General features: G+C 66.4%; 21 protein-coding genes and 1 tRNA gene. 8 read left to right on the top strand and 14 right to left on the bottom strand.

The annotated features are described in order from the left end of the window. Positions 1–14 precede the first annotated feature (14 nt). Both ACOGXA_RS16305 and ACOGXA_RS16300 read left to right on the top strand, forming a co-directional pair. The gene (locus ACOGXA_RS16305) at positions 15–1,514 is read left to right on the top strand and encodes a class I adenylate-forming enzyme family protein (RefSeq protein WP_419924902.1); all 1,500 of its coding nucleotides are present in this window, start codon (positions 15–17) and stop codon (positions 1,512–1,514) included. A gap of 33 nt (positions 1,515–1,547) precedes the next feature. Further along, the gene (locus ACOGXA_RS16300) at positions 1,548–2,606 is read left to right on the top strand and encodes an enoyl-CoA hydratase/isomerase family protein (protein ID WP_419924901.1); all 1,059 of its coding nucleotides are present in this window, start codon (positions 1,548–1,550) and stop codon (positions 2,604–2,606) included. Here the strand turns inward: ACOGXA_RS16300 and ACOGXA_RS16295 are convergent. The 3 genes from ACOGXA_RS16295 to ACOGXA_RS16285 all read right to left on the bottom strand — a co-directional run bounded on the left by ACOGXA_RS16295 (position 2,603) and on the right by ACOGXA_RS16285 (position 5,766). Continuing rightward, complete coding sequence (locus ACOGXA_RS16295) at positions 2,603–3,340, bottom strand: SDR family NAD(P)-dependent oxidoreductase (protein ID WP_419924900.1); 738 nt, start codon at positions 3,338–3,340, stop codon at positions 2,603–2,605. The genes ACOGXA_RS16300 and ACOGXA_RS16295 overlap by 4 nt on opposite strands. A gap of 7 nt (positions 3,341–3,347) precedes the next feature. Further along, the gene (locus ACOGXA_RS16290) at positions 3,348–4,505 is read right to left on the bottom strand and encodes an acetyl-CoA C-acetyltransferase (protein WP_419924899.1); all 1,158 of its coding nucleotides are present in this window, start codon (positions 4,503–4,505) and stop codon (positions 3,348–3,350) included. A 70-nt stretch (positions 4,506–4,575) separates the two neighbouring features. Then, a complete protein-coding gene (locus ACOGXA_RS16285) occupies positions 4,576–5,766 on the bottom strand; it encodes an acyl-CoA dehydrogenase family protein (protein WP_419924898.1) in 1,191 nt (396 codons plus the stop codon). A gap of 95 nt (positions 5,767–5,861) precedes the next feature. Here ACOGXA_RS16285 and ACOGXA_RS16280 point away from each other — a divergent pair, with 95 nt between their 5' ends. After that, a complete protein-coding gene (locus ACOGXA_RS16280; RefSeq protein WP_419924897.1) occupies positions 5,862–6,965 on the top strand; it encodes a nuclease-related domain-containing protein in 1,104 nt (367 codons plus the stop codon). Between the two features lie 184 nt (positions 6,966–7,149). Further along, positions 7,150–7,305, top strand: coding sequence for a type II toxin-antitoxin system HicB family antitoxin (locus tag ACOGXA_RS16275; protein ID WP_419924896.1), 156 nt, complete (start codon positions 7,150–7,152; stop codon positions 7,303–7,305). 38 nt (positions 7,306–7,343) lie between these two features. On the opposite strand, the gene ACOGXA_RS16270 is transcribed toward ACOGXA_RS16275, so the two are convergent. Next, on the bottom strand, positions 7,344–9,113 hold the full coding sequence (locus tag ACOGXA_RS16270; RefSeq protein ID WP_419924895.1) for a molybdopterin-dependent oxidoreductase: 1,770 nt from the start codon (positions 9,111–9,113) through the stop codon (positions 7,344–7,346). Between the two features lie 286 nt (positions 9,114–9,399). Between ACOGXA_RS16270 and rsgA the strand changes: the two genes are divergently transcribed. Then, entirely contained in the window at positions 9,400–10,368 is a 969-nt protein-coding gene (gene rsgA, locus ACOGXA_RS16265) for a ribosome small subunit-dependent GTPase A (RefSeq protein ID WP_419924894.1), read from the top strand. A gap of 11 nt (positions 10,369–10,379) precedes the next feature. Here rsgA and ACOGXA_RS16260 read toward each other — a convergent pair whose 3' ends face one another. Further along, a complete protein-coding gene (locus tag ACOGXA_RS16260) occupies positions 10,380–11,222 on the bottom strand; it encodes a TauD/TfdA dioxygenase family protein (RefSeq protein ID WP_419924893.1) in 843 nt (280 codons plus the stop codon). Positions 11,223–11,333: 111 nt separating this feature from the next. Here ACOGXA_RS16260 and ACOGXA_RS16255 point away from each other — a divergent pair, with 111 nt between their 5' ends. Further along, positions 11,334–12,164: an SDR family NAD(P)-dependent oxidoreductase gene (locus ACOGXA_RS16255; RefSeq protein WP_419924892.1), complete on the top strand. Its 831-nt coding sequence runs from the start codon at positions 11,334–11,336 to the stop codon at positions 12,162–12,164. Between the two features lie 66 nt (positions 12,165–12,230). On the opposite strand, the gene ACOGXA_RS16250 is transcribed toward ACOGXA_RS16255, so the two are convergent. From ACOGXA_RS16250 to ACOGXA_RS16210, 9 genes are all read right to left on the bottom strand, one after another. After that, the gene (locus ACOGXA_RS16250) at positions 12,231–13,340 is read right to left on the bottom strand and encodes a hypothetical protein (RefSeq protein WP_419924891.1); all 1,110 of its coding nucleotides are present in this window, start codon (positions 13,338–13,340) and stop codon (positions 12,231–12,233) included. A 2-nt stretch (positions 13,341–13,342) separates the two neighbouring features. Further along, complete coding sequence (locus tag ACOGXA_RS16245; protein ID WP_419924890.1) at positions 13,343–13,711, bottom strand: hypothetical protein; 369 nt, start codon at positions 13,709–13,711, stop codon at positions 13,343–13,345. Continuing rightward, complete coding sequence (locus ACOGXA_RS16240; protein WP_419924889.1) at positions 13,708–14,712, bottom strand: phosphotransferase family protein; 1,005 nt, start codon at positions 14,710–14,712, stop codon at positions 13,708–13,710. The genes ACOGXA_RS16245 and ACOGXA_RS16240 overlap by 4 nt, the downstream gene beginning before the upstream one ends. A 44-nt stretch (positions 14,713–14,756) precedes the next feature. Beyond that, a tRNA-Ala gene (locus tag ACOGXA_RS16235) sits at positions 14,757–14,830 on the bottom strand. Between the two features lie 67 nt (positions 14,831–14,897). Further along, on the bottom strand, positions 14,898–15,419 hold the full coding sequence (locus tag ACOGXA_RS16230) for a hypothetical protein (protein WP_419924888.1): 522 nt from the start codon (positions 15,417–15,419) through the stop codon (positions 14,898–14,900). A 209-nt stretch (positions 15,420–15,628) separates the two neighbouring features. Continuing rightward, entirely contained in the window at positions 15,629–16,132 is a 504-nt protein-coding gene (gene moaC, locus ACOGXA_RS16225; protein ID WP_419924887.1) for a cyclic pyranopterin monophosphate synthase MoaC, read from the bottom strand. 2 nt (positions 16,133–16,134) lie between these two features. Next, complete coding sequence (moaA, locus tag ACOGXA_RS16220; RefSeq protein ID WP_419924886.1) at positions 16,135–17,118, bottom strand: GTP 3',8-cyclase MoaA; 984 nt, start codon at positions 17,116–17,118, stop codon at positions 16,135–16,137. 137 nt (positions 17,119–17,255) lie between these two features. Continuing rightward, positions 17,256–18,461 carry a gephyrin-like molybdotransferase Glp gene (glp, locus tag ACOGXA_RS16215; RefSeq protein ID WP_419924885.1) on the bottom strand — a complete coding sequence of 402 codons (1,206 nt, stop codon included), beginning with the start codon at positions 18,459–18,461 and terminating at the stop codon, positions 17,256–17,258. Positions 18,462–18,504: 43 nt separating this feature from the next. Further along, positions 18,505–19,083, bottom strand: a complete 579-nt coding sequence (locus ACOGXA_RS16210) for a glycerol-3-phosphate acyltransferase (protein WP_419924884.1) — start codon at positions 19,081–19,083, stop codon at positions 18,505–18,507. Positions 19,084–19,207: 124 nt separating this feature from the next. Between ACOGXA_RS16210 and ACOGXA_RS16205 the strand changes: the two genes are divergently transcribed. Continuing rightward, on the top strand, positions 19,208–19,576 hold the full coding sequence (locus ACOGXA_RS16205; RefSeq protein WP_419924883.1) for an FmdB family zinc ribbon protein: 369 nt from the start codon (positions 19,208–19,210) through the stop codon (positions 19,574–19,576). Positions 19,577–19,581: 5 nt separating this feature from the next. Then, the gene (locus ACOGXA_RS16200) at positions 19,582–20,382 is read left to right on the top strand and encodes an S-methyl-5'-thioadenosine phosphorylase (RefSeq protein WP_419924882.1); all 801 of its coding nucleotides are present in this window, start codon (positions 19,582–19,584) and stop codon (positions 20,380–20,382) included. The last annotated feature ends 75 nt before the right edge of the window (positions 20,383–20,457 follow it).

Here is a 20,457-nt window from a genome sequence, read left to right as displayed (position 1 = left end):
CCCTTGATGAGCCCATGAACTTGATGATGCTGCTGGAGATGGCATCCAGCGGTTTCGGCGACCGCACCGCGGTTGGATCTCGCGACCAAGGACTCACCTATGAGCGGTTGTTCCAGCGGGCCGGTGCCGCTGCCGCCCGTTTCCGGGATGCGGGCATCGACCGGGTCAGCATGGTGGACACCAGCAGCGAGGCCCTGCCGATCGCCCTGTTCGGCTCGGCCTGGGCCGGGGTGCCGTTCGTTCCCCTCAATTACCGTCTCACCGTGCCGGAGTTGCAGCGTCTGGCCGCCGAGGTCGCCCCCTCGGTCACGGTGTGCAACGACGACGCTGTGGCCGCCATCGGCGACCTCGACGGCGTGCGGGCCGTTGTCCGGCCCGATTTCTTGGCCCAGTGGGCCGAGGGAGGCGCTCCCGACAGCGACTGGAACGTCGACCCCGACGAAATCGCCATCCTGCTCTACACCAGCGGCACCACCGGAGCTCCCAAGGCGGCGGTGCTGCGCCACAAGCACTTGGTGTCCTACATAATCGGATCGGTGGAGTTCATGGGTGCGGCCGAGGACGAGGCCACCCTGGTGTCGGTGCCCCCCTACCACGTGGCCGGGATGGCCGCGATCTTGAGTTCGGTGTACGCCGGGCGCCGCATCGTGCAGCTTCCCAACTTCGACGCCGCCGACTGGGTGAATCTGGTCCGGGCCGAGGGAGTGACCCACGCCATGGTGGTGCCCACCATGCTGGCCCGCATCGTGGACCACCTGGAGGACGCCGGGGGCGGGCTCCCTTCGCTGCGGGCTCTGTCGTATGGCGGCGGCAAGATGCCCGCCCCGGTCATCGCCCGGGCACTGGATGTGCTGCCCCACACCAACTTCGTGAACGCCTACGGACTCACCGAAACCAGCTCTACGGTCGCGGTGCTTGGACCCGACGAGCACCGAGATGCCCACCGCTCCGACGATCCGGCTGTACGGGCCCGGCTGGGCTCGGCCGGGCGGCCGCTGCCCGCCATCGAGGTCGACATTCGCGACGACGAGGGTGCGCCGGTGCCGGCGGGCAGCTCCGGTGAGATCTGGGTTCGGGGAGAGCAAGTTTCGGGCGAGTACCTGGGTCGGAACTCCCGGATCACGCCGGACGGCTGGTTCCCCACCAACGACGGCGGTTCGCTGGACGCCGACGGCTACCTGTTTGTGGAGGGCCGCCTAGACGACATCATCGTGCGGGGAGGCGAGAACATCTCCCCCGGCGAGATCGAGGATGTGCTGCTGAGCCACCAATCCATTGCCGATGCGGCCGCTATCGGCGTGCCCGACGAGCAATGGGGCGAGGCGGTAGCCGCCGTGGTGGTGCCGGCCAAGGGTCAGACGCTGGATGTGGCCGAGCTCCAGAAGTTCGTGAAAGCCCAAATGCGGTCGTCTCGCACCCCCGACCGCATCGAAGTGCGCGACGACCTGCCCTACAACGAGACAGGCAAGCTCCTGCGCCGGGTGTTGCGCGATGAGCTCGCCGAAAGCCGCTGATTCCCGCCTGGGCTAACCTGCGATCACTCAGTGATGGCTGCGCCAATCCAAACCACGGGCCTGGCTGAGGCCCACGCGCTCTTGTCCCACCCCTATGCCGGTGAGGACTTGGGGCTGGCCGATTGCCCGGTGATCCTCGTCGAGCTGACCGCCGCCGACCTGTCGGCGCGGCCTTCTGGTGAAATGGCTGAACTGGTCAAGAGCACCCCCGCAGTGGTGGCAGTGGCCGTGTCCGGCGGCATCGACGCTGCCGATGCCGCCAAGTTGCCCGAGCTCTGTGAGCCCTTCGACATCGTGCTGGCTCCCGACGATGTTCCGGCCCCTCTGGCCGTACCGCCCGGTGAGCTGGACCAGATCGCGGCGGCCGCGGCCGCGTCACCGGCCGCCGCGGTGGCCTTGGTGCAGCTCCTCCGACTGAGCGAGAGCTGCTCCACTGTCGACGGACTGGTGGCCGAGTCGCTGGCCTATTCCACCCTCCAGTCCGGGCCCCAATTCCAGGCCTGGCTGGCTGCCCAGCCGACCCGCTTGGTGCCGGTCAATCCCGAGCCCGCGGTGCGAGCCGAGCGCGCCGGATCCACCCTGCGGCTCACCCTCAACCGCCCCGAGCGCCACAACGCCTTCAGTGCCGAGATGCGCGACGCGCTGGTGGAGCAGCTCCGGGCCGCGTCGGTCGACTCCAGCCTCGACGGCATCGTGCTCGACGGCGCCGGCCCCACCTTCTGCTCCGGCGGCGACCTGGCCGAGTTCGGCACCACCCCCGACCCCGGCACCGCCCACCGCGTCCGCTCGGTGCGCAGCGCCGCCTTCTGGATCGACCGCCTAGCGGCCAAGATCCGGGTCATGGTCCATGGCACCTGCGTGGGGGCTGGCGTGGAACTGCCCGCCTACGCCCACGACGTGGCCGCCCACCCTGACGCCACCTTCCGCCTGCCCGAGATGGCCATGGGCTTGGTGCCCGGAGCGGGCGGCACCGTCAGCATCGCCCGGCGCATCGGCCGCCAGCGCCTCTGCTACTTCGCCCTCACCAACACCGAGATCGACGCCGCCGGTGCCCTGTCCTGGGGCCTCATCGACCGCATCAACCCCCGCTAGAACAGGCTGGGCACTCCGAGTTCGGTGCCGCCGGTGACGGGGAGGGTTGCGCCGGTGATGTAGGCCGCCTTGGGTGAGGCCAAGAAGACGATGGCGTGGGCCACGTCGTCGGGTTCGCCCATGCGGCCCAGTGGATAGCGGCGGCCGAAGTCGGCCTTCTCCTCGGGGGTCATGGAGGCGGTGATGTGCATGGTGTCGATCGGGCCGGGGGCCACTGCATTCACTCTCACATCTGGGGCGTACTCGGCGGCCAAGTCCCTGGTCATGGCGATCACCCCGGCCTTGGCCGAGGCGTAGGCCACATGGGGAGTGGTGAACCGCAAAGCGGCGATGGAGGCCACGTTCACCACGTTGCCTCCGGTCTCAGCCAGCGCGGGATAGGCCCGGCGGGTGAGAAGGAAGAACGACCGCAGGTTGGTGGAGAGCTGGTCGTCCCACTCCTCTGGGGTGATCTCAGCGGTGGGCTTGAGCAGCCATGCACCGGCGTTGTTCACCAGCACGTCGAGACGGCCGAAGGCGGCCACTGTGTTGTCGATGATCTGATGGGCCTCGTCGGTGTCACCCACGTCGCCGCCCAAGCGAAGCGACAGCTCCTTCACGGCCTCCAGAGCCTCGACATCTAGGTCGGCCCCGACCACCGTTGCCCCGGCGTCAGCGAACTGAGCCGCGGTGGCACAGCCGATACCCCGGGCTGCGCCGGTGACCAGCACCACCCGGTCGGCAAACTCGGCCATGGACTTGCTACAAGCGCTCGATGATGGTGACGTTGGCCTGCCCGCCGCCCTCGCACATGGTTTGCAGGCCGTAGCGGCCACCGGTGCGCTCCAGCTCATTGAGCAGCGTTGTCATGAGCCGGGCCCCGGTGGCGCCCAGCGGATGGCCCAGGGCGATGGCTCCGCCGTTGACGTTGACCTTCTCGTGGGGCACGTCGTGCTCCCCCATCCAGGCCAGAACAACTGAGGCGAAGGCCTCGTTGCACTCGAACAGGTCGATGTCGTCGATGGTCATTCCGGTGCGGGCCAGTGCGTACTCGGTGGCGGGAATGGGGCCGGTGAGCATGTAGATGGGATCGGTGCCCCGCACCGACATATGGTGGAAGCGGGCCCGGGGCTTGAGCCCGTGGTCGGCTACCGCCTGCTCGCCGCAGATCAACATGGCGCAGGCCGCATCAGAGATCTGGCTGGACACCGCCGCGGTCAGTCGTCCGCCCTCCACCAACACAGACAATCCGGCCATCTTCTCCATGGTGGTCCCCCGGCGGATGCCCTCGTCAACCTCCAAGCCGCCCAGGGGCAAAATCTCGTTCTCAAACCGTCCCTCGTCGGTGGCGGCGGCGGCCCGCTCGTGGCTGGCCAGGGCGAACTCCTCCATCTGCTCCCGGCTGATGTCCCAGTGCTCGGCGATCATTTCCGCACCCCTGAACTGCGACACCTCCTGGGTTCCGTAGCGGTCGACCCAGCCGTCGGAGCCGGTGAAGGGATCGGGATCGGTCACCCCCACATGTTCGGCCACGGTCATGGCCGCGCCGATGGGGATCATGCTCATGTTCTGCACGCCGCCAGCCACCACCATGTCGTTCACGCCGGCCATCACCGCCTGGGCCGCGAAGTGGATGGCCTGCTGGGCCGATCCGCACTGGCGGTCGATGGTGGTGCCGGGAACGTGCTCGGGCAGCCCGGCGGCCAACCAGGCGGTTCGGGCGATATCGCCCGCCTGGGGACCTAAGGCGTCCACGCAGCCGTACATCACGTCGTCGACCGCGGCCGGATCGACGCCGGTGCGATCCAGCAGGCCACCGATGGGATGGGCCCCCAAGTCGGCCGGGTGGATCTGCGACAGGCTGCCGCCCCGTCGACCCACCGGGGTGCGGACCGCGTCGATGATGTATGCCTCAGCCATGACTGCTCCTCTTTCTGGTCTTAGAGATCATCGCGGCTCCCGGGGCAGGCCGAACAATTCGGTTTCCCGATTACCGCGGCTCCCGGGGCAGGCCCAAAACCCGCTCGCCGATGATGTTTCGCTGAATCTCGTTCGATCCGGCATAGATGGTGTGGGCTCGGCTGTACAGAAAGGTGCGCTGCCAGGAGTCCAGCGTGTACTCCTCGTCGTCTTCGGCCGCCACCGCCATGCCATCAGCCCCCCGCACCTGAACCATCAACTCCCCCAGCGAGCGGTGCCAGTTGGACCACACCAGCTTGCCTATGGACATCTCCGGCCCCGGCACTCCGCCGGCGTCCACCACCGTGAGCATCCGCAGGTTGTTGTACCGCATGACCTCCAATGTGGCGTAAGCCTGGGCCAGCTCCTGGCGCACAACTGGATCATCGGCACAGCCGTTGTCTCGAGCCTCAGCCAACAGCGCATCCAACTCCTGGCGGAAATAGGTCTGCTGGCCCAGCGTGGACGCCCCCCGCTCGAAGGCCAGCGTGCCCATGGCCACCTCCCAGCCCCGGCCGGGCTGGCCCACCACCAGATCGGCGTCGGTCACCGCGTCGCCGAAGAACACCTCGTTGAACTCGGTTCCCCCGGTGACCTGCACGATGGGGCGGATCTCGATACCGGGCTGGGCCATGGGCACCAGCAGATAGGAGAGCCCGGCGTGGCGGGCAGAGTCGGGATCGGTGCGGCACACCACGAAGCACCAGTCGGAGTACTGGGCCAGCGATGTCCAGATTTTCTGACCGTTGACCACCCAGCGGTCGCCGTCTAGCACGGCCTTGGCGCCCACGTTGGCCAGATCAGAACCGGCATTGGGCTCCGAATAGCCCTGGCACCAGAACTCATCGCCCGACAAGATCGGGGGCACGAACCGCTCCTGCTGCTCGGGCGTGCCGTAGGCCACCAAGGTCGGGCCCAGCAATGTGACTCCCAAGTTGGGCAGCCGCCCGGGCGCCCGGGCCTCCACGTAGGTCTGGTGGAACAGCACCTGCTCCGACAGGCTGCACTCCCGGCCGCCCAAGTGGGATGGAAAGTCGATGCCCAGCCAGCTACCAGTAGCCAGCTCGCGCTCCCAGGCGATCTGCTGTTCGGCCGGAATGTCCTCCTGGCCCATACCGCCTCGGCCCCGCAACCCGGCGAACTCCCCCACCAAGTGCTCCTCCAGCCATGTCCGCACCTCGTCGCGGAAGTCTCGCTCAGCAGCGGTGAGGTCGAAATCCATCGGCCAGAAATCTACCGGCGCCCCGGCGCTTTGGTGATCATCCCCCATATGGGAGGCGATTTTAGGCTTGCGCCGCCGCCCCTACCGCTCACGCGATGACCGCTCTGAAGAAAACCAGCAGCAGCGCTCTCGTTCTTCGAGTAGGGCCAAGACTCAAGGGCGCCCCTGTGATCTTGACTATTCTCGGCTCCCGAATGATCGTCAAGCCATACGAACAGGCGACGGAACCTCGAGACGCTCGTCAGCGAGCTGGTGCCGATGCCGAGAGGCAAATGGCTCACTATCTGCACCGAAGTTTCCACGAAGATCAAGAGGTCTTCGTGCTACATGGCCTGAGGCTGGAGGATCGTACCAAGCCAGAACAGGATGGCTCCCCCAGTGTGTGCCAGATCGATCATCTTGTCGTACACCGCTTCGGATTCTTCATCATCGAGAGCAAATCGGTAACAGAAGAAGTTCGAGTGCGGCCCGACGGCTCGGATGGAGATGAGTGGACCCGCATGCACCGCCGTAGAGAAACTGGGATGCCCTCGCCAATTCAGCAAGCAAGGCGACAAGCCGACTTTCTGCGTTCCTACCTACAACACCATCGGCAAGAGCTGGTTGGAAGACAGTCCTTCGGGCTACGCACCATCGCCAAAGTCATCCACGGAACTGATCAACGCGGTTTCAAATCTGCGCCAATCCAGCTGGTGGTTGCTGTTTCCGACCAAGGGAAGATCAGGCGACTTGACGGGTGGCAGGAACCCCGCGACCCGTTTCAGACCTATGTGACCAAAGCTGATCTCGTCCCAGACAAGATCAGCAAGGAGCTTGAGCGGCATCGCAAAGGCGCGAAGGCAGGTAACAGCAAGAGATATGGGGAATACGGAATATGGAGCATGGAGGAACCGGAGGTCGAGGATGTGGCCAGGTTTCTCGCTCAACAGCACGTTGGCCGCTTTGGCGTTTCGGCGACACGGCCAACGCTTGCACAATGCAGGCATTGTGGTTCAAAGGACCTCGCGGCGAGAAAACGCTACAGCCATTACTGGAAGTGCTGTGTGTGCGAAAAAAACACGCCGATGCCTGCGGAGTGCTCCGCTTGTGGAGCCAGCGGAAAACAGGACAAGAAGGCACAGATCCGCAAGGACAATGGGCACTACTTCCTCGACTGCCAAGAATGCGGCACTTCCGAACTGATTTGGACTGACGCCTGAACAGCAATCGACCCTCTTAGATGCTGGAGTCTTCCAATCCATTGGGTCACGGGGTGAGGGTTCGCTACGGTGCGTGGGCAAGGAGAACCGTGCGGTCTGATCCCCGTGTGGGAGCATCGTCCAACGAGCAGCAGGGAGAAGAGGGCGTGGCGACGACGAAGATGGTCTACTGGCAAGAAGGCGAGTGGAGGCTCGGATACCCCTGGAGGAGTTCCCCGACCATTGGACGCAGGGCGAGACGCTGGACGACCTCAAGAACCATCTACGCGACCTGTACGCCGATCTGACGAGCGGCGAACTACCAGGAGTGCGCCGAGTCGCCGATCTAACGCTGGCCTGATCTCTCCGCCCAATTTTGCCTAGAGGGGACTCGGAGGATTAGGCCTCGTCGGCCTTTACTTGGATGGTGTGCCAGCCGGTGGCGCCGTCGGGGGCCGGGGCGCTGGTTTCCGAGGTCTGGGTGGTACCGGTGCCGTCGGTGGCCCGCACCCTCACCTGGTGTTCGCCGGGAGTGGCGTTCCAGGTGACCATCCACTGCCGCCACGAGTTGATGGTGGTCTCGCGGCTGAGCTCGGCCTCCACCCACGGCTCGTCGTCCACCTGCACCTCCACCTGCTCGATGGCCCGGCTGGGGGCCCAGGCCACTCCGGCAATCGCCGTGGGGCCGGGATCGATAGTGGAGTCGCGGCGGGGCACGTCAATGCGGGATTGGGTCTTGATCGGTCCTTCCTTCGACCAGCCGCGGGGGATCCAGTAGCCGTTGAAGGCCTCCCAGGTGGTGAGCTCGATGTCTGAGAGCCACTTGGTGGCCGACACGTAGCCGTAAAGCCCGGCCACCACCAAGCGGGCCGGGAAGCCGTGAGAGATGGGCAGCGGCTCGCCGTTCATCTGCACCGCCACCATGGCGACTCTCCCATCGAGCGCGACCTCGGTGGGGAAACCCGCGGTCCAGCGGTCCACCGAGCGGCCCACAATCTGGGTGGCCCTGGGCTGCACCCCAGCCTGATCCAATACGGTGGCCAGCGGAACCCCAACCCAGTCGGCGTTGCCCACTAAGCGCCCGCCCACCCGGTTGGACACGCACGACAGGGTCACTTGCTCTTGAACCAGGCCCAGGTCGAGCAACTCCTCGAATCCGATCTCCACCTCCCGGTCCACCATGCCGTGAATCCGCAGCGACCAGTCTTCGGGATCGACTTGGGGGTACGACAGGGCGGTGTCGATCAGGTAGAAGTCCTCATTGGGGGTGACCAGCGGCGCGATTCCGGCGATGTAGTCGAAGTTGGGCGCCCGCACCGGCTCGGCCGTAACGGTGGGAGTGGCCTCGGCGGTGGCCTCCGCCGTGGCCTCGGGAGTGCCATCGGCAGCGGGGGTCGAGGCCGCTTCAGCCGTCGCGGTCGGCGTGCTCCCGGCCGCCGCGGTGGCGGTGGGGGTGGCTCGGGCCGTCGGGGTGGCGATGGTGCGTCCTTGGAGGGCATCGGCAACCCCCTCGCGAGCCCCTTCCACGGTGTCCCGCCGCCGCAACCACCGCCCGAGCAGGCCGCCGGCCAGCGACGCACCGGCCATGATGCCCACCGCTCCCACAAAGCGGCGCCGGTCGTCGAACCGGCCCCGGCCCACCATCGGCACCGGTTGGGATTCAGCGTCCGAAGGCTCTTCACCGCCGGCAAACCGGGAGAAAAGGGCCACCGCATACAGGCCCATGAACACCGCTATGCCGAACGCTCCCGACAACAGCCCCGACATCCATCCCAGCCCATCGCTGGACAGGGGATTGCGGGCCGCAGCCCACCCGCCGACCACGGCGAACACCACCAGGCCCGCGGGCATCACCCACCAGCGCTTCCGAGAGGGCCAGCCCAGCACCGCGCCCAGAAGGATTGAAACCACCACGATGCCCCACACCAGTGCCGGCTTCTGGTTGCTGCCCAGGGTGTCGATAGACCAGCGGGCGATGAATCCGGGCGTGTTGTCCACGAATATGTCGGCCACCGAGACCACTAGCGATGGGATCTTGCGGCTTATCCCCGACAGGATCTCGCTCAGGCCAAGAGCACCGCCCGCAGCCACGATTCCCGCGGAGATCGCTTGAAACGGTGAGATCACCGCATGTCGCTCGGCAGATGCGGACGATTCTGGTTCGCTCATTTCTGCAATCCGATCAGCTAGGCCGGGTTATCCTCGTCCGGCAACGTGGCGCCAAGGCTATTGTAATTTCCACATGGGGGTGGTGTCCGCCGTCTCCGGTACGGTCCTCGTCCGGCAATGTGGAATCAAGACTATTGTAATTTCCACCGCTTGGGTTACCAGACCCATTGCTTGGAGCTGGATTATGGATTTCACACCGATCAGCCCCCGCTTGTGCGCCTGCTTGAAGCCCCACCGAGCCCCTCTACGACAGCTATGGGCACCTTGATCCGATGACCGTGCTCGGATGACCCCGCTGGAGGCCTTGGGCGCCAACCAGCGGTGGCGAGAGTTGGCCCAACACCAAGCGGGCGCTCTGGGCCGGGTGGTGCAGGTGGACCGGGGTGAGTGCGAGGTGATGACCGACGACGGCCAGATCCGAGTCACCTCCGATTCCCAGCGAGCCCAAGACGATGTGGCCCCGGTGACCGGCGACTGGATCACCGTGGCCCCCGACCCCGACGACAGCCCCGCGGTGGAGCAGGTGCTGGAGCGCCGCACCTTGGTGGTGAGGAGAGACCCGGCCGAGCACGCCCGGGCCCAGACGCTGGTGGCCAACGCCGATGTGGTGGGCGTGGTGTGCGGCCTCGACCGGCGGATCAACCCCGCGCAACTGGAGCGCTTCTGCGTGGTGGCATGGCAGTCGGGGGCGGCGGTGGCGGTGATATTGGCCAAGGCCGACCTCCGCCGCCATCCTGAGCGGGACGCCGACAAGGCCGCGGCACTAGCACCAGGGGCGACGGTGGTGGTCACCGCGGCGCTGCGGGGAGAAGGCCTCGACGAGGTGGCTGCCCTGCTGGAGGAGAACCGCACCCTGGCATTGCTGGGACCGTCGGGGGTGGGCAAGTCAACGCTGATCAACGCACTGGTGGGCACCGAGGTCCAAGCCACCCAGGAGGTGCGGGGGGGCGACGCCAAGGGCCGCCACACCACCATCGCCCGGCGGCTTGTCCCAGTGCCCCACGGCGGTTCGATAGTGGACACCCCCGGCATCCGGGCCGTGGGGCCGTGGGATGCGTGGGATGGGCTGGCCGCGGCTTACGCCGAAATCGACGCCCTCGACCACGAGTGCCGCTTTGCCGAAAACTGCTGGCACCAGGGTGAGCCCGACTGCGCGGTGGCGGGCAACGTGGACCCGGGCCGCCTGCGGCGCTACCTGGAGTTGGCTGAAGAGCTGGCCGACCAAGACCTAGACCGGGCTCGGCGGAGGAGCTAGTCCTATCCCCCTCAGTAGCCCCGCGGCGTTTGTTCGAATGTGGGGACCAGTTCAGGAACCGTGTGGTGGGCCAGGGACACTCGGCGCAAGGTCCGGGGGGTGGGGCCGTGGTTGGGGCGGGCGTGCTGAAGGGCGATGTTGTCCCACACGATGACATCGCCCGGCTGCCAGTGGTGCTCGTAGATGTTGTCTGGCTGGTACAGCACCTCGAACAGCTCTCCCAACAGGGCGTCGCTGTCGCTGCGGTCCAGGCCCGTGATCTGACAGGTCTGCATGTCGTTCACATAGAGCACATCGTGGCCGTTGTGGGGATTGGGGAACACGATTGGATGCTGGTGGCGGGGTTCGGCGGGATCGAGTTCCTCCTCGGTCAGCCGCCGGTCGCCCACCTGATTGGTGAGGTCGAACAGATGTAGGGCCTGCGCACCCTCGATTCGCGATCGCAGCGGGAGCGACAACTGGCTGAGGGCCCGTTGGGCGTTGGCAAAGCGGGTGACCGTGCCACCGTCGGGGTCGACGTCTACCGCAGCAAGCGAGATGGCCAGCACCGGCGAGGAGGTGAAGGCCAGATCGCTGTGGAACAGCAGCGCTCCGTCGCGGATGATCCCCTCGGGGCGGGCGTTGGACACGTATGCGTGATCGACACCCGGCTGGTCGCAGATCACCGGGCCGAAAAGGCCGGCAAACCGCACCTGATCGGCTGCCTCGATGTGCCGCTGGCCCCGCACCAGCACCAGGTGGCGCTGGGCGAAGGCCCTCTGGAGCTCGTCCACCTCGTCGGGCCCCAGAGGGCGGGCCAGGTTTACGCCGGTGACCTCCACGCCCAAGGCGGGGTGGACGGCGGTCAACTCCATCCGGCCATGGTATGCCTGCTTGAGCTCTTGGTGAGGTGGGCAGGCTCCCGGCGGCCCAGCCTGGTGCTGCCCAATCGGGCGGTGCGAAACAGAATGCGCTAGAAAGCCCGGATGCCGAGCGCAACGCCATTAGCCAACAAGATCGCGGCCGTCACCGGTGGGGGCGGGGGAATCGGGGGCGGGATATCCCGGCTGTTCGCCGAGTCCGGTGCCGCGGTGGTGGTCAACGACATCGATCCCGACCTGGCCGCGGCCGCGGTGGGCGACATCACCGACGCCGGGGGGCGAGCCATCTCAGTAGTGGGCGACATCACCGACGCCGATGTGGTAGCCCAGTTCCACCAGGCAGCGGTGGAGTTGGGCGGGGGCCGGGTGGACGTGCTGGTCAACAACGTGGGCGACTACCGACCGGGCGCGGGCAAGTTCATCCGAACCACCGAGGCCGACTGGGACGCCCAGATCGACATCACCTTCCGCCATGTGCTGCGCTGCACCCACGCGTTTATGCCCACCATGGTGGAGGGAGGTGGCGGCACCATCGTGAATGTGTCCACTGTGGAGGCCCTGCGGGCGATGCCCCGAATCGCGGTGTACTCAGCGGCCAACGCGGCCATCATCGCCTTCACCCGATCCGTGGCCCTGGAGATGGCCGACCAGAACATCCGGGTCAACTGCATCGCCCCCGACATGGCCGTCACCCTGCAAACCCCCCTCGACCAGATGCTGCGGGGCCGCCCCCTCGAGCAGGTGACCCGTTCGATTCCCCTGTGCCGATTCGGCAACCCCGACGACTTCGCCGAGGTGGCCCTGTTCTTGGCCTCCGATCAGTCCCGTTTCATGACTGGCCAGACCATCCCGGTGGACGGCGGCACCATGACCGCCCAGGGCTGGTACCGCCGGTCCGACGGTCGAGGCTTCACAAACCTCCCCGACGCCCCCTAACCGCTCAATCCAGGCCGTGTTGGGGGAGACGTCCGTTGGCGCCCCCAGCCGCCACAACAACGCGACTCAATCCAGCCCGTGTTGGGGGAGGCGGCCGTTGGCGATCATGGTGAGGCTGCCGGTGCCGGTCTCGTCGGGGTCGTCGGTGGAGACGGTGACCGGGGCTATGCGGTGCATGGGGGTAAACACCTCTCCCGAGGCGGGCACCACATCGGCGGGGTGGCTCACGTCCCAGATCTCATGCTCGAGGTACGACTCCCCCCTATATGCACCGAGGCCGAGTTCGTCGTTCCAGCCGCCGCTGTAACCCAGCCCGGCCATGGCCACTGCCGAACCCATCGGCGCCGATTGCAGCCGCAGCGATCCGCCGTCGTCCAGGCGCACCGCCATGTCGGCCGATGAGAACCGCCGGGTACCGGCGAAGAACTCCAGCGACAAATCGGCCTGGGTGACATGGCGGTCGACGTCGGGAGCGTCCCGGTCTCGGATGAGCCCGGTGAGATACACCCGCTCGGTTCCCCGCTCCATAATCTGCACATGGCCGGCCCGCCGGTTGGTGGAGAAGAACAGGAAGTAGAACAGCGTGCCGGCCTCGCTGGGCTGCCGGGGCGGGCCGGTCGCCGGCTCGGGGATTCCCATCGCGGGGCGCACCCCCCACGAGTGGTCCCGGCCACCCCACCAGCCGTCCGCTGTCAAACCCTCGTCGCCGATTGTGATCCAGCCGTCCACCACTCCCACCTGGTTGAACCGCTGATAGTCCTGGGTCACCCGGCCCCGTTCCCGCTCCACGTGGGGCTTCTCGATCTCGGGGGCCAGCTCGGCCCGCCACACCAGATCGCAGGCGATTGAGTGATCGCCGGGGGCCAGGATCATCCGCAGCTCCTCCAGAGGAGCGGTTGGCTCCACCCGCATCGGCCCCACCTCAGACTCGAAGCGGGGTCGGAGGGCCCGCGACGCCCGCAGGTTGTGCTGGGTACCGCCCCGCACCATCACCACCCCGCCGTCGAGCACGTTCATGTTGTTGTACGACCCCATGGTGAACTGCACCGCGGCCTGCCCCGCCGGGTCGTAGACCGCGAACCAATAGCGATCGAAGAAGCGGGGGTCGGACGTGCCGACGTGCTCGAACGGCTCGGCGATCTTATGCCACAGGGTGTCGTCTAGAGGTCCGAGCATGGTTACTTCAGCCTTTCGATGGAATCGGACAGGTAGGCCCGCACCTCGGGTGACGGCTCGGCAGCGGCCATGATCTCATCGGTAAGCCGGGCCCGCAGCCCCCGGTGATATTCCTCGGCCGCGGCCAGATCGGGCACCCCGGGCACGGTTTCTTCCAACACCGTGGGCTCGATGCCCAGCACCTCCTCCAGAGCCCGGATGTCGGCCACCAGGTCGGGCAATACGTGGGGCCAGCGAGCAGCGGCGTGCTCCAGTGCCGCGGCCGCGTAGGTCACCTGCTCTTGGGCATAAGGGTCGGCCACCTGAGGCGCCACCAACTCCACCAGCACCTTGCGGGCCCCCTCTATCTGCTCGCTCAGCGTGGGTCTCATCGCAATTCTCCCTCGGTTTGGGCCAACAGAACTTTGCCCAGCAGTCCAGCACCGGACCACACCCGTTGGGTGCGACCGTCGCAAAAGCTGCGCACCCCGGTCATGGCGATGGCGGCCAGCTTGTAGTTGGCCAGCACCTGCCAGAACCTCAGCGCGGCCCGGTCCACAGTCCGCCCGGTGCGGGCCTCATAAGCCGACACCAAGTCGTCTGCCTCCCATCGCCCGGGAATCTGGTGCTCTACCCCGCGTAACGGGTTGGTCACCCACCCCACATCCTCAGTCGGATCGCCCAGATGGACGGTCTCCCAGTCCAGCAACACCTTCACCCGATCGCCGTTGAACAGCACATTGCCCGGTTTGATGTCGCCGTGGACCACGGTGGTCTCGCTCGGTGCCGGCCGGTTGCGGCGCAACCACTGCTCTATAAAGGCCAGCACCGGCTGGGGCTCCAACGACTGGCGTTCGATGACGCCAGCCCATTCGTCGATGGCGGCCGTGGCCAGATCGCTCGGCACGGCCAGCACTTCGTGGAGTCCGGCGCCCCGCCAGTCCAAGGCGTGGATCTCGATCATCAAGTCCACCATCTGAGAAGCAATGCCGGCCCGGGTGTCCTCGTCGAACTGGCTGTGGCCGCCTTGCAATATGAAGTGGTCGTTGAGCCCGTCGTAGCGGACCATCACCAGCGCCGGGCGACCCAGCTCAGATCCGTCGGCATCCAGCCACACCACCTCGGGGGCTCGCACCGGCTGGTCGTGCAGCCGCCGCAGCACCTCGTACTCCACCCGCCGGTCGGTCTCCAACACACTGCCCACTGGATCTCGCCGCAAAAACAGGCGGCGGTGGTGCGATTCGCCGCCGACCTGCCAGAACAAGTCGAACGGCCAGTTCTCTCTCGACTGGCCCCCGGTGGCCCGAGCCTCGCCCTCCACCCGAAGCCCGTCCACCTCCCCCAGACGCCTCCGGATGAACCGCTCGAGAGCAGCATCGAATTCATTGCCCATCGCCCGGACACGCTAGCGGTAGACGCTGATGATGAAAGACCGAGTGGAGCTGAGCGGACTCGAACCGCCGGCCTCCTCGTTGCGAACGAGGCGCTCTAGCCAACTGAGCTACAGCCCCAGAGTTGTCGGCACAGACTAGCGGTGGCCTCTCCCGGGCAACGATTGGAATCAGCGGGAAGAAAGGATCAGCGGTGTCCGCCGGAGGCCACGTCCCAGGAATGGGTTTGCGGGCTATCCACGTCGATGGGGTTCAGCCGCTCCTCGCGGGTCCGCTGGTGCTGCACCAACAGCAGGGCGTAGCCCAACAACAAGGCATCGACCAGAAGATGGACCACGAGGGCTAATCCGCCGAAATAAACAGCAAACACGAAGGTGGCCAGCGCGCTGAAGATGAGCGTGATGAGGATGCGGCGCCGGCGGCGGCGAGCATCGATTGAGGGGAGAGACTTGCCTTGCACCGGGGTAGATGCCATCTCAGAAGCGTACACCTGAGGGGACACTCTGATGTTGGGCCGAAGAGCCACTACCGGGGCCGCAATAGCGCCTCGCTCGGCCAACCGGGGATTCACCGACCGGAGGGGAGCGCCGAGCCCGCCTCGAATTCGACGTCTGTTGCCGAACTGGCCGTTGCGCGCTCGGCGGATCAAGGGCGGGATCAAAAAGGCAGCCCAAGCGGCAGCCAAGATCATGAGTAACACAGATGTCACCAATCTCGGGGTTCCCTTACAATAGCAATTGTAAACCCCGACAGAGCTCCGTCTGGTGAATGGTCGTGGTTCGGATCGCCAACCAGGGCAACCAGACACGTTATCGCCATCTGCTGTCGGACGTTACAGTGATCTGACACTTGTTACGGTTTTACTACAGAAAGTCCACCCCTGCCACCCAGTTACCCCCTACCAGCCGAAACGCGGCGTCAATCGTCGTAGCCGACTCCGTGATCCCCCTGGCGCCGATAGTGGCCGGAACGGCCCCCCGACTTCTCCCAGAGGGCCACTTCGCCGATCACCATCTCCTTGTCACGCGATTTGCACATGTCATAGACGGTTAGCGCGGCCACCGAACAGGCGGTTAGGGCCTCCATCTCGACCCCCGTCCGATCCACCGTCTCCACCTCGGCTTCGATCTCGATGTAGGTGTCCTCGATCCGGAAGTTGACCAGCACCGCCCCCACTAGCAGTGGGTGACACAGCGGGATCAGCTCGGGTGTGCGCTTGGCCGCCTGGATGCCCGCCACCCGGGCCACCGCCAGCACGTCTCCTTTGGCCACCGCCCCCCGGGCCACCGCCGAGGCGGTGTCGGCGCTCATGAAAACCCTGGCCCGGGCGATGGCCCGGCGGTGAGACGCCTCCTTGGGGGTGACATCCACCATGCGGGCCCGACCGAGGGGGTCGATGTGGGTGAACCCGGCATCGGTCATGGTCAGCCCCCGATCTGCGACATCGAACGACCGGGGCGGATGAAGTGGACCTGGTTGATGGCGTGTCCGGCCCACTTGCCGGCTACCGCTCCCGAGACTGCCCCTGCTATCTCTTCGTCACTTGCCCCCGAGCGCAGCAAGCTCCGCAAATCGTGCTCTTCCACCGCAAAGAGGCAGTTGCGGAACATGCCATCGGCGGTGAGCCGAACTCGATCGCAGCTTCCGCAAAAGGCCTCGGTCACGCTGGCGATCACCCCGAATGAACCCTGGCCGTCGGCGAAGTGCCACACCGATGCCGGCGAGTGCGATCGCTCCACCGGGGCCAGTGGAAACGCCTCGGCCACCGTGGAGACGATCTCGTCGACGGTGACCACCTTGTCGTTGCTCCACGACAGATCGGCATCCAGCGGCATGAACTCGATGAACCGAACCTCAACGTCCTTTTCTCGGCCGAACAGGACGAAGTCCAAGATCTCATCGTCGTTGATGCCCCTCATCATCACCGCGTTGATCTTCACCGGATCCAGCCCGGCAGCCACTGCGGCGTCGATTCCGTCCAGCACCCGGTCTAAGTCGTCCCGGCGGGTGAGCCGCTCAAACCGGTCGGGCTGAAGGGAGTCGAGCGAGATGTTGATCCGCCGCAACCCGGCGGACACCAGCTTGTCGGCCAATAGCCCCAGCGTGGCCCCGTTGGTGGTCAGGGCCAGATCCACGCCCAGCGCGGCGAGCTTGCCCACCAGCACCGGCAGGTTGGCCCGAACCGTTGGCTCCCCGCCGGTGAGTCGGATGCTGTCGATGCCGAATCGATCCACCATCAACGCGGCGATGCGCTCGATCTCCTCGAAAGTGAGCAGGTCTTCTCGGGACAGCCAGTCGAGCCCGTCGGCGGGCATGCAGTACGTGCAGCGGAAGTTGCACCGGTCGGTCACCGAGATGCGCAGATCCCGGTGTACCCTCCCAAAGCCATCGATCAGCGGCACGCTCACACCCCCATTCTGGCCGAACAAACCGCCCAGCACACTGTGGGAGACCAAACCGCGTTTTGCGGGATCCGCACCGGCCCCTCGCCGCAGCCGCGGCATTTGTCCGTGGAGCACCGAACCGGCTCTGGCCCGGTGCGGCGCTAACGCAGTATCAGCAGCGGTACCGGATCGCCGATAGCGAGCCCTTCTCCGTCGGGCAGGACGGCCAAGGCGTCGGCGGCGGCCATGGCCGAGAGCTGGTGCGACCCCTGGCCGCCGGCCGAGGTGACCTGGTATTGGCCGTCGGCATATTCAACCCTCACCCGGGCGAAGTGGGTCTTGCCATCGGGGCGGCGGCGCAGAGGACCGGCTGCTCGGCCCAACACCGGTTGGCGATGCCAGGCACCCGGAGAGTGGCCCATCATCTTGCGCAGGCCGGGCCGGGCGAAGAGCTCAAAGGAAACCATGGACGACACCGGGTTGCCGGGCAGCCCGAACACAGGGGTGCCATCCACCAACCCGAAGGCCAGGGGTTTGGCCGGCTTGATGGCCACCTGCATCCAGGACATGTCCCCGATCTCGTCGAGCACCTTCTTCACATAGTCATAGTCGCCCATGCTCACCCCGCCCGAGGTCAAAAGGGCGTCGCACTTCTCCACCCCGGCCCTGATGCCGGCGGCGATCTCCGCCTCGTCATCGGTCATGCTGCCCAGGTCCACCGGTTCACAACCTGCCTCGGCCACCAGGGCCAGGAGCGTATGCCGGTTGGAATCGCGGATTTGACCCAACTCCAGCGCCTGGGGCCCCTCGACCAGTTCGTCGCCGGTGGACATGACCCCCACCCTGGCCTTGGGCCTCACCCTTACCCGGTACATGCCCAGGCTGGTGAGCACCCCCAAGTGCCCTGGGGTAAGCACCTCGCCCGGGCCGAACACCGTCTGGCCAATCGAAAGATCCTCCCCGGCCCGGCGAATGTGGTTGCCCGCGGGCACCGATTGGGCCACGGTCACTGCCGCGCCGTCGGCGCTGACCTCGGTCAACTCCACCATGACCACCGCGTCCGCGCCGGGGGGAATGACCGCCCCGGTCATTATGCGGGCAGCCTGTCCGGCGCCCACCGTGATGTCGGGCGGCACCCCCGCGGCAATCGTGCCCTCGACGGCCAGGGTCGCCGGCGCGTCGGCCACATCGGCCGACCGCACTGCGAATCCGTCCATGGCCGTGTTGTCGAACGGGGGCACCAACTCCGGGGCCACCACCGTTTCGGTGGTCACCAGCCCCCGAGCATCGTCGACCGGCGCGGTGATCTCGGCCAGCACGCCACAGCCCGCCAGCACCCGCTCTTGAGCCTCTGCCAACGGGATCATCGCCGGCCCACGTTCATGTCAGGCGCCGATCGTGTCCCGGTCATCACCAGAGCGCCGGTTCTTGTCTTCGCCACATACGGCGGATGTTCTCATGGTGTCGCACGATTACCACCACCGCCACCCCGATCACCACTCCGACTTCAGGCGCCGACCACCCCTGAACGGCCACCGCGGCCGGCGCGGCCGCTACGGCCGCCAGCGAGGCCGCCCCAGCCCGCTTGGTCGCGGCCAGAGCCACTGCCCAGACCCCGATGAGGATCACCCCCACCACTGGAGTGAGCGCCAACAGCATCCCCCCGAACGTGGCCACCCCCTTGCCGCCCTGGCGATAGCGGCCCAGGGGCACAATGTGGCCCACCACCGCAGCCGCCCCGCACACCGATCCCACTAGCTCGTCGCCGAAGCCAAACCCCAGCCCGGCGGCAATCGCCCCTTTGCCCACATCGCTGAGCAAGACCCACGCCGCCGGCCAACGCCCCGCAACCCGGTACACATTGCTGGCCCCCGGATTGTTCGACCCCTCCCGGGTGGGATCGTGGCCCGTATACCTTCCCACCAACAGCGCGCCGGGAAACGTCCCCCACCCATACCCGACAAGAACCAAGACCCATTCCCAGCCCACCCGCCAATAATAGTGAAATCCACCAACCCCCCTCCTCTGCAACTGGGGGCTGTGCCCAACATAGGCAGGCTGGTGCATCTCTCAGATAGCCAAAAAACGCAACCCGCCTCTATCCTTAATCTTCGTGCCCGCCTACGACTACAGCTGCCAAACCTGCGGCACCCGCTTCGAAGTCATCCAGTCCTTCTCCGAGGACTCCCTCACGCACTGCCCCCAGGCCGGCTCGATCGCCAGCCCCTCAGCCTGCACCCAGCCTGGCAAAGGCCAAGTCGCCAAGGTCTTCAGCGTTCCCAGCATCACCTTCAAAGGCGACGGCTTCTACCGCAACGACAGCCGCTCAGGATCCAAGTCGTCTACTACGGCCGGCGCCTCGACCAATGGCGACAGCTCCAGCGGAGAGCAAAAGTCCGACACCCCGAAGTCCGACAGCAGCTCATCGGAGTCTTCTAGCCCTCAGCCGGCCGCAGCCGCCTCAGGGTCTTCAGACGACTAGCCGAAATGCCCGAGATCGGCGTCATCGGCGGCTCCGGTCTCTACTCCCTGATTGACGACGCAGTCGAAGTGCCCGGCGACGATGCATTCGGACCACCGTCGGGACCGCTCGCTATCGGATCGGTTGACGGCGCCGAGGTGGCCTTTCTGGCCCGCCATGGCCCTGGCCATCGGTTTCCGGCCCACACGGTCAACTACCGGGCCAACCTGTGGGCGCTGCACCAAGCCGGGGTGCGGGTAATCTTCGGCCCCAGCGCCTGCGGCTCGCTGCGCGCCGAACTGGCCCCCGGCCACATGGTGGTGTGCGATCAGCTGGTCGATCGAACCTCAGGCCGAGAGGATACCTACTTCGACACCGTCACCAATCACGTCTCTCTGGCCGACCCCTACTGCGAAGAGCTCCGGGGAGCTCTGCTGGCTGCCGCCCGAGCCGAGGGCATGACCGCCCACGACGGGGGCACAATGACGGTGATCTCCGGCCCCCGATTCTCCACTCGGGCCGAGTCCCGGTGGTTCCGCGACAGCGGCTGGGACGTGGTGGGGATGACCCAGTACCCCGAGGCCGCTCTGGCCGCCGAGTTGGGCATCTGCTACGCCACCGCCGCCCTGGTCACCGACTACGACGCCGGCTTGGAAGACGACCCCGACATCAAGCCGGTCACCCAACACGATGTGTTCGCCTTCTTCGCCCAGAACGTCGACCGCATGCGGGCCGTGCTGTTCGGCGCCATTCGCGCCGTTGCCCACAACCTGCCCGACTGCTCTGCCCGCACCAACGGCATAGAACCCCCTCTGCCGTCTTCTTGACTCCCCTTCCCAGGCTCCCCCGCCGCCGCTAGCCTGGAGAGCGCTTCCCCCTTGTATAGCTTGGTGGAGGTACGC

Source organism: Candidatus Poriferisocius sp., assembly GCF_965208475.1.
In the GTDB taxonomy this organism is placed as follows: Bacteria; Actinomycetota; Acidimicrobiia; order Acidimicrobiales; family Bin134; genus Poriferisocius.
The sequence above is the reverse complement of the archived record's forward strand: the minus strand, read 5'-3'. Positions and strand labels throughout refer to the sequence as shown.

What these genes read in the sequence shown, in the direction of transcription:
- ACOGXA_RS16285 (WP_419924898.1), bottom strand. Translation starts at nt 5,766, where the DNA reads ATGGATTTCGACCTCACCGCTGCTGAGCGAGACTTCCGCGACGAGGTG.
- moaC (WP_419924887.1), bottom strand. Translation starts at nt 16,132, where the DNA reads ATGACCGATGCCGGGTTCACCCACATCGACCCCCTCGGTCGGGCCCGC.
- glp (WP_419924885.1), bottom strand. Translation starts at nt 18,461, where the DNA reads ATGATCCCGTTGGCAGAGGCTCAAGAGCGGGTGCTGGCGGGCTGTGGC.
- ACOGXA_RS16295 (WP_419924900.1), bottom strand. Translation starts at nt 3,340, where the DNA reads ATGGCCGAGTTTGCCGACCGGGTGGTGCTGGTCACCGGCGCAGCCCGG.
- ACOGXA_RS16255 (WP_419924892.1), top strand. Translation starts at nt 11,334, where the DNA reads ATGCCGAGCGCAACGCCATTAGCCAACAAGATCGCGGCCGTCACCGGT.
- rsgA (WP_419924894.1), top strand. Translation starts at nt 9,400, where the DNA reads ATGACCCCGCTGGAGGCCTTGGGCGCCAACCAGCGGTGGCGAGAGTTG.
- ACOGXA_RS16305 (WP_419924902.1), top strand. Translation starts at nt 15, where the DNA reads ATGAACTTGATGATGCTGCTGGAGATGGCATCCAGCGGTTTCGGCGAC.
- ACOGXA_RS16200 (WP_419924882.1), top strand. Translation starts at nt 19,582, where the DNA reads ATGCCCGAGATCGGCGTCATCGGCGGCTCCGGTCTCTACTCCCTGATT.
- ACOGXA_RS16240 (WP_419924889.1), bottom strand. Translation starts at nt 14,712, where the DNA reads ATGGGCAATGAATTCGATGCTGCTCTCGAGCGGTTCATCCGGAGGCGT.
- ACOGXA_RS16245 (WP_419924890.1), bottom strand. Translation starts at nt 13,711, where the DNA reads ATGAGACCCACGCTGAGCGAGCAGATAGAGGGGGCCCGCAAGGTGCTG.
- ACOGXA_RS16280 (WP_419924897.1), top strand. Translation starts at nt 5,862, where the DNA reads ATGACCGCTCTGAAGAAAACCAGCAGCAGCGCTCTCGTTCTTCGAGTA.
- ACOGXA_RS16260 (WP_419924893.1), bottom strand. Translation starts at nt 11,222, where the DNA reads ATGGAGTTGACCGCCGTCCACCCCGCCTTGGGCGTGGAGGTCACCGGC.
- ACOGXA_RS16300 (WP_419924901.1), top strand. Translation starts at nt 1,548, where the DNA reads ATGGCTGCGCCAATCCAAACCACGGGCCTGGCTGAGGCCCACGCGCTC.
- ACOGXA_RS16290 (WP_419924899.1), bottom strand. Translation starts at nt 4,505, where the DNA reads ATGGCTGAGGCATACATCATCGACGCGGTCCGCACCCCGGTGGGTCGA.
- ACOGXA_RS16250 (WP_419924891.1), bottom strand. Translation starts at nt 13,340, where the DNA reads ATGCTCGGACCTCTAGACGACACCCTGTGGCATAAGATCGCCGAGCCG.
- ACOGXA_RS16270 (WP_419924895.1), bottom strand. Translation starts at nt 9,113, where the DNA reads ATGAGCGAACCAGAATCGTCCGCATCTGCCGAGCGACATGCGGTGATC.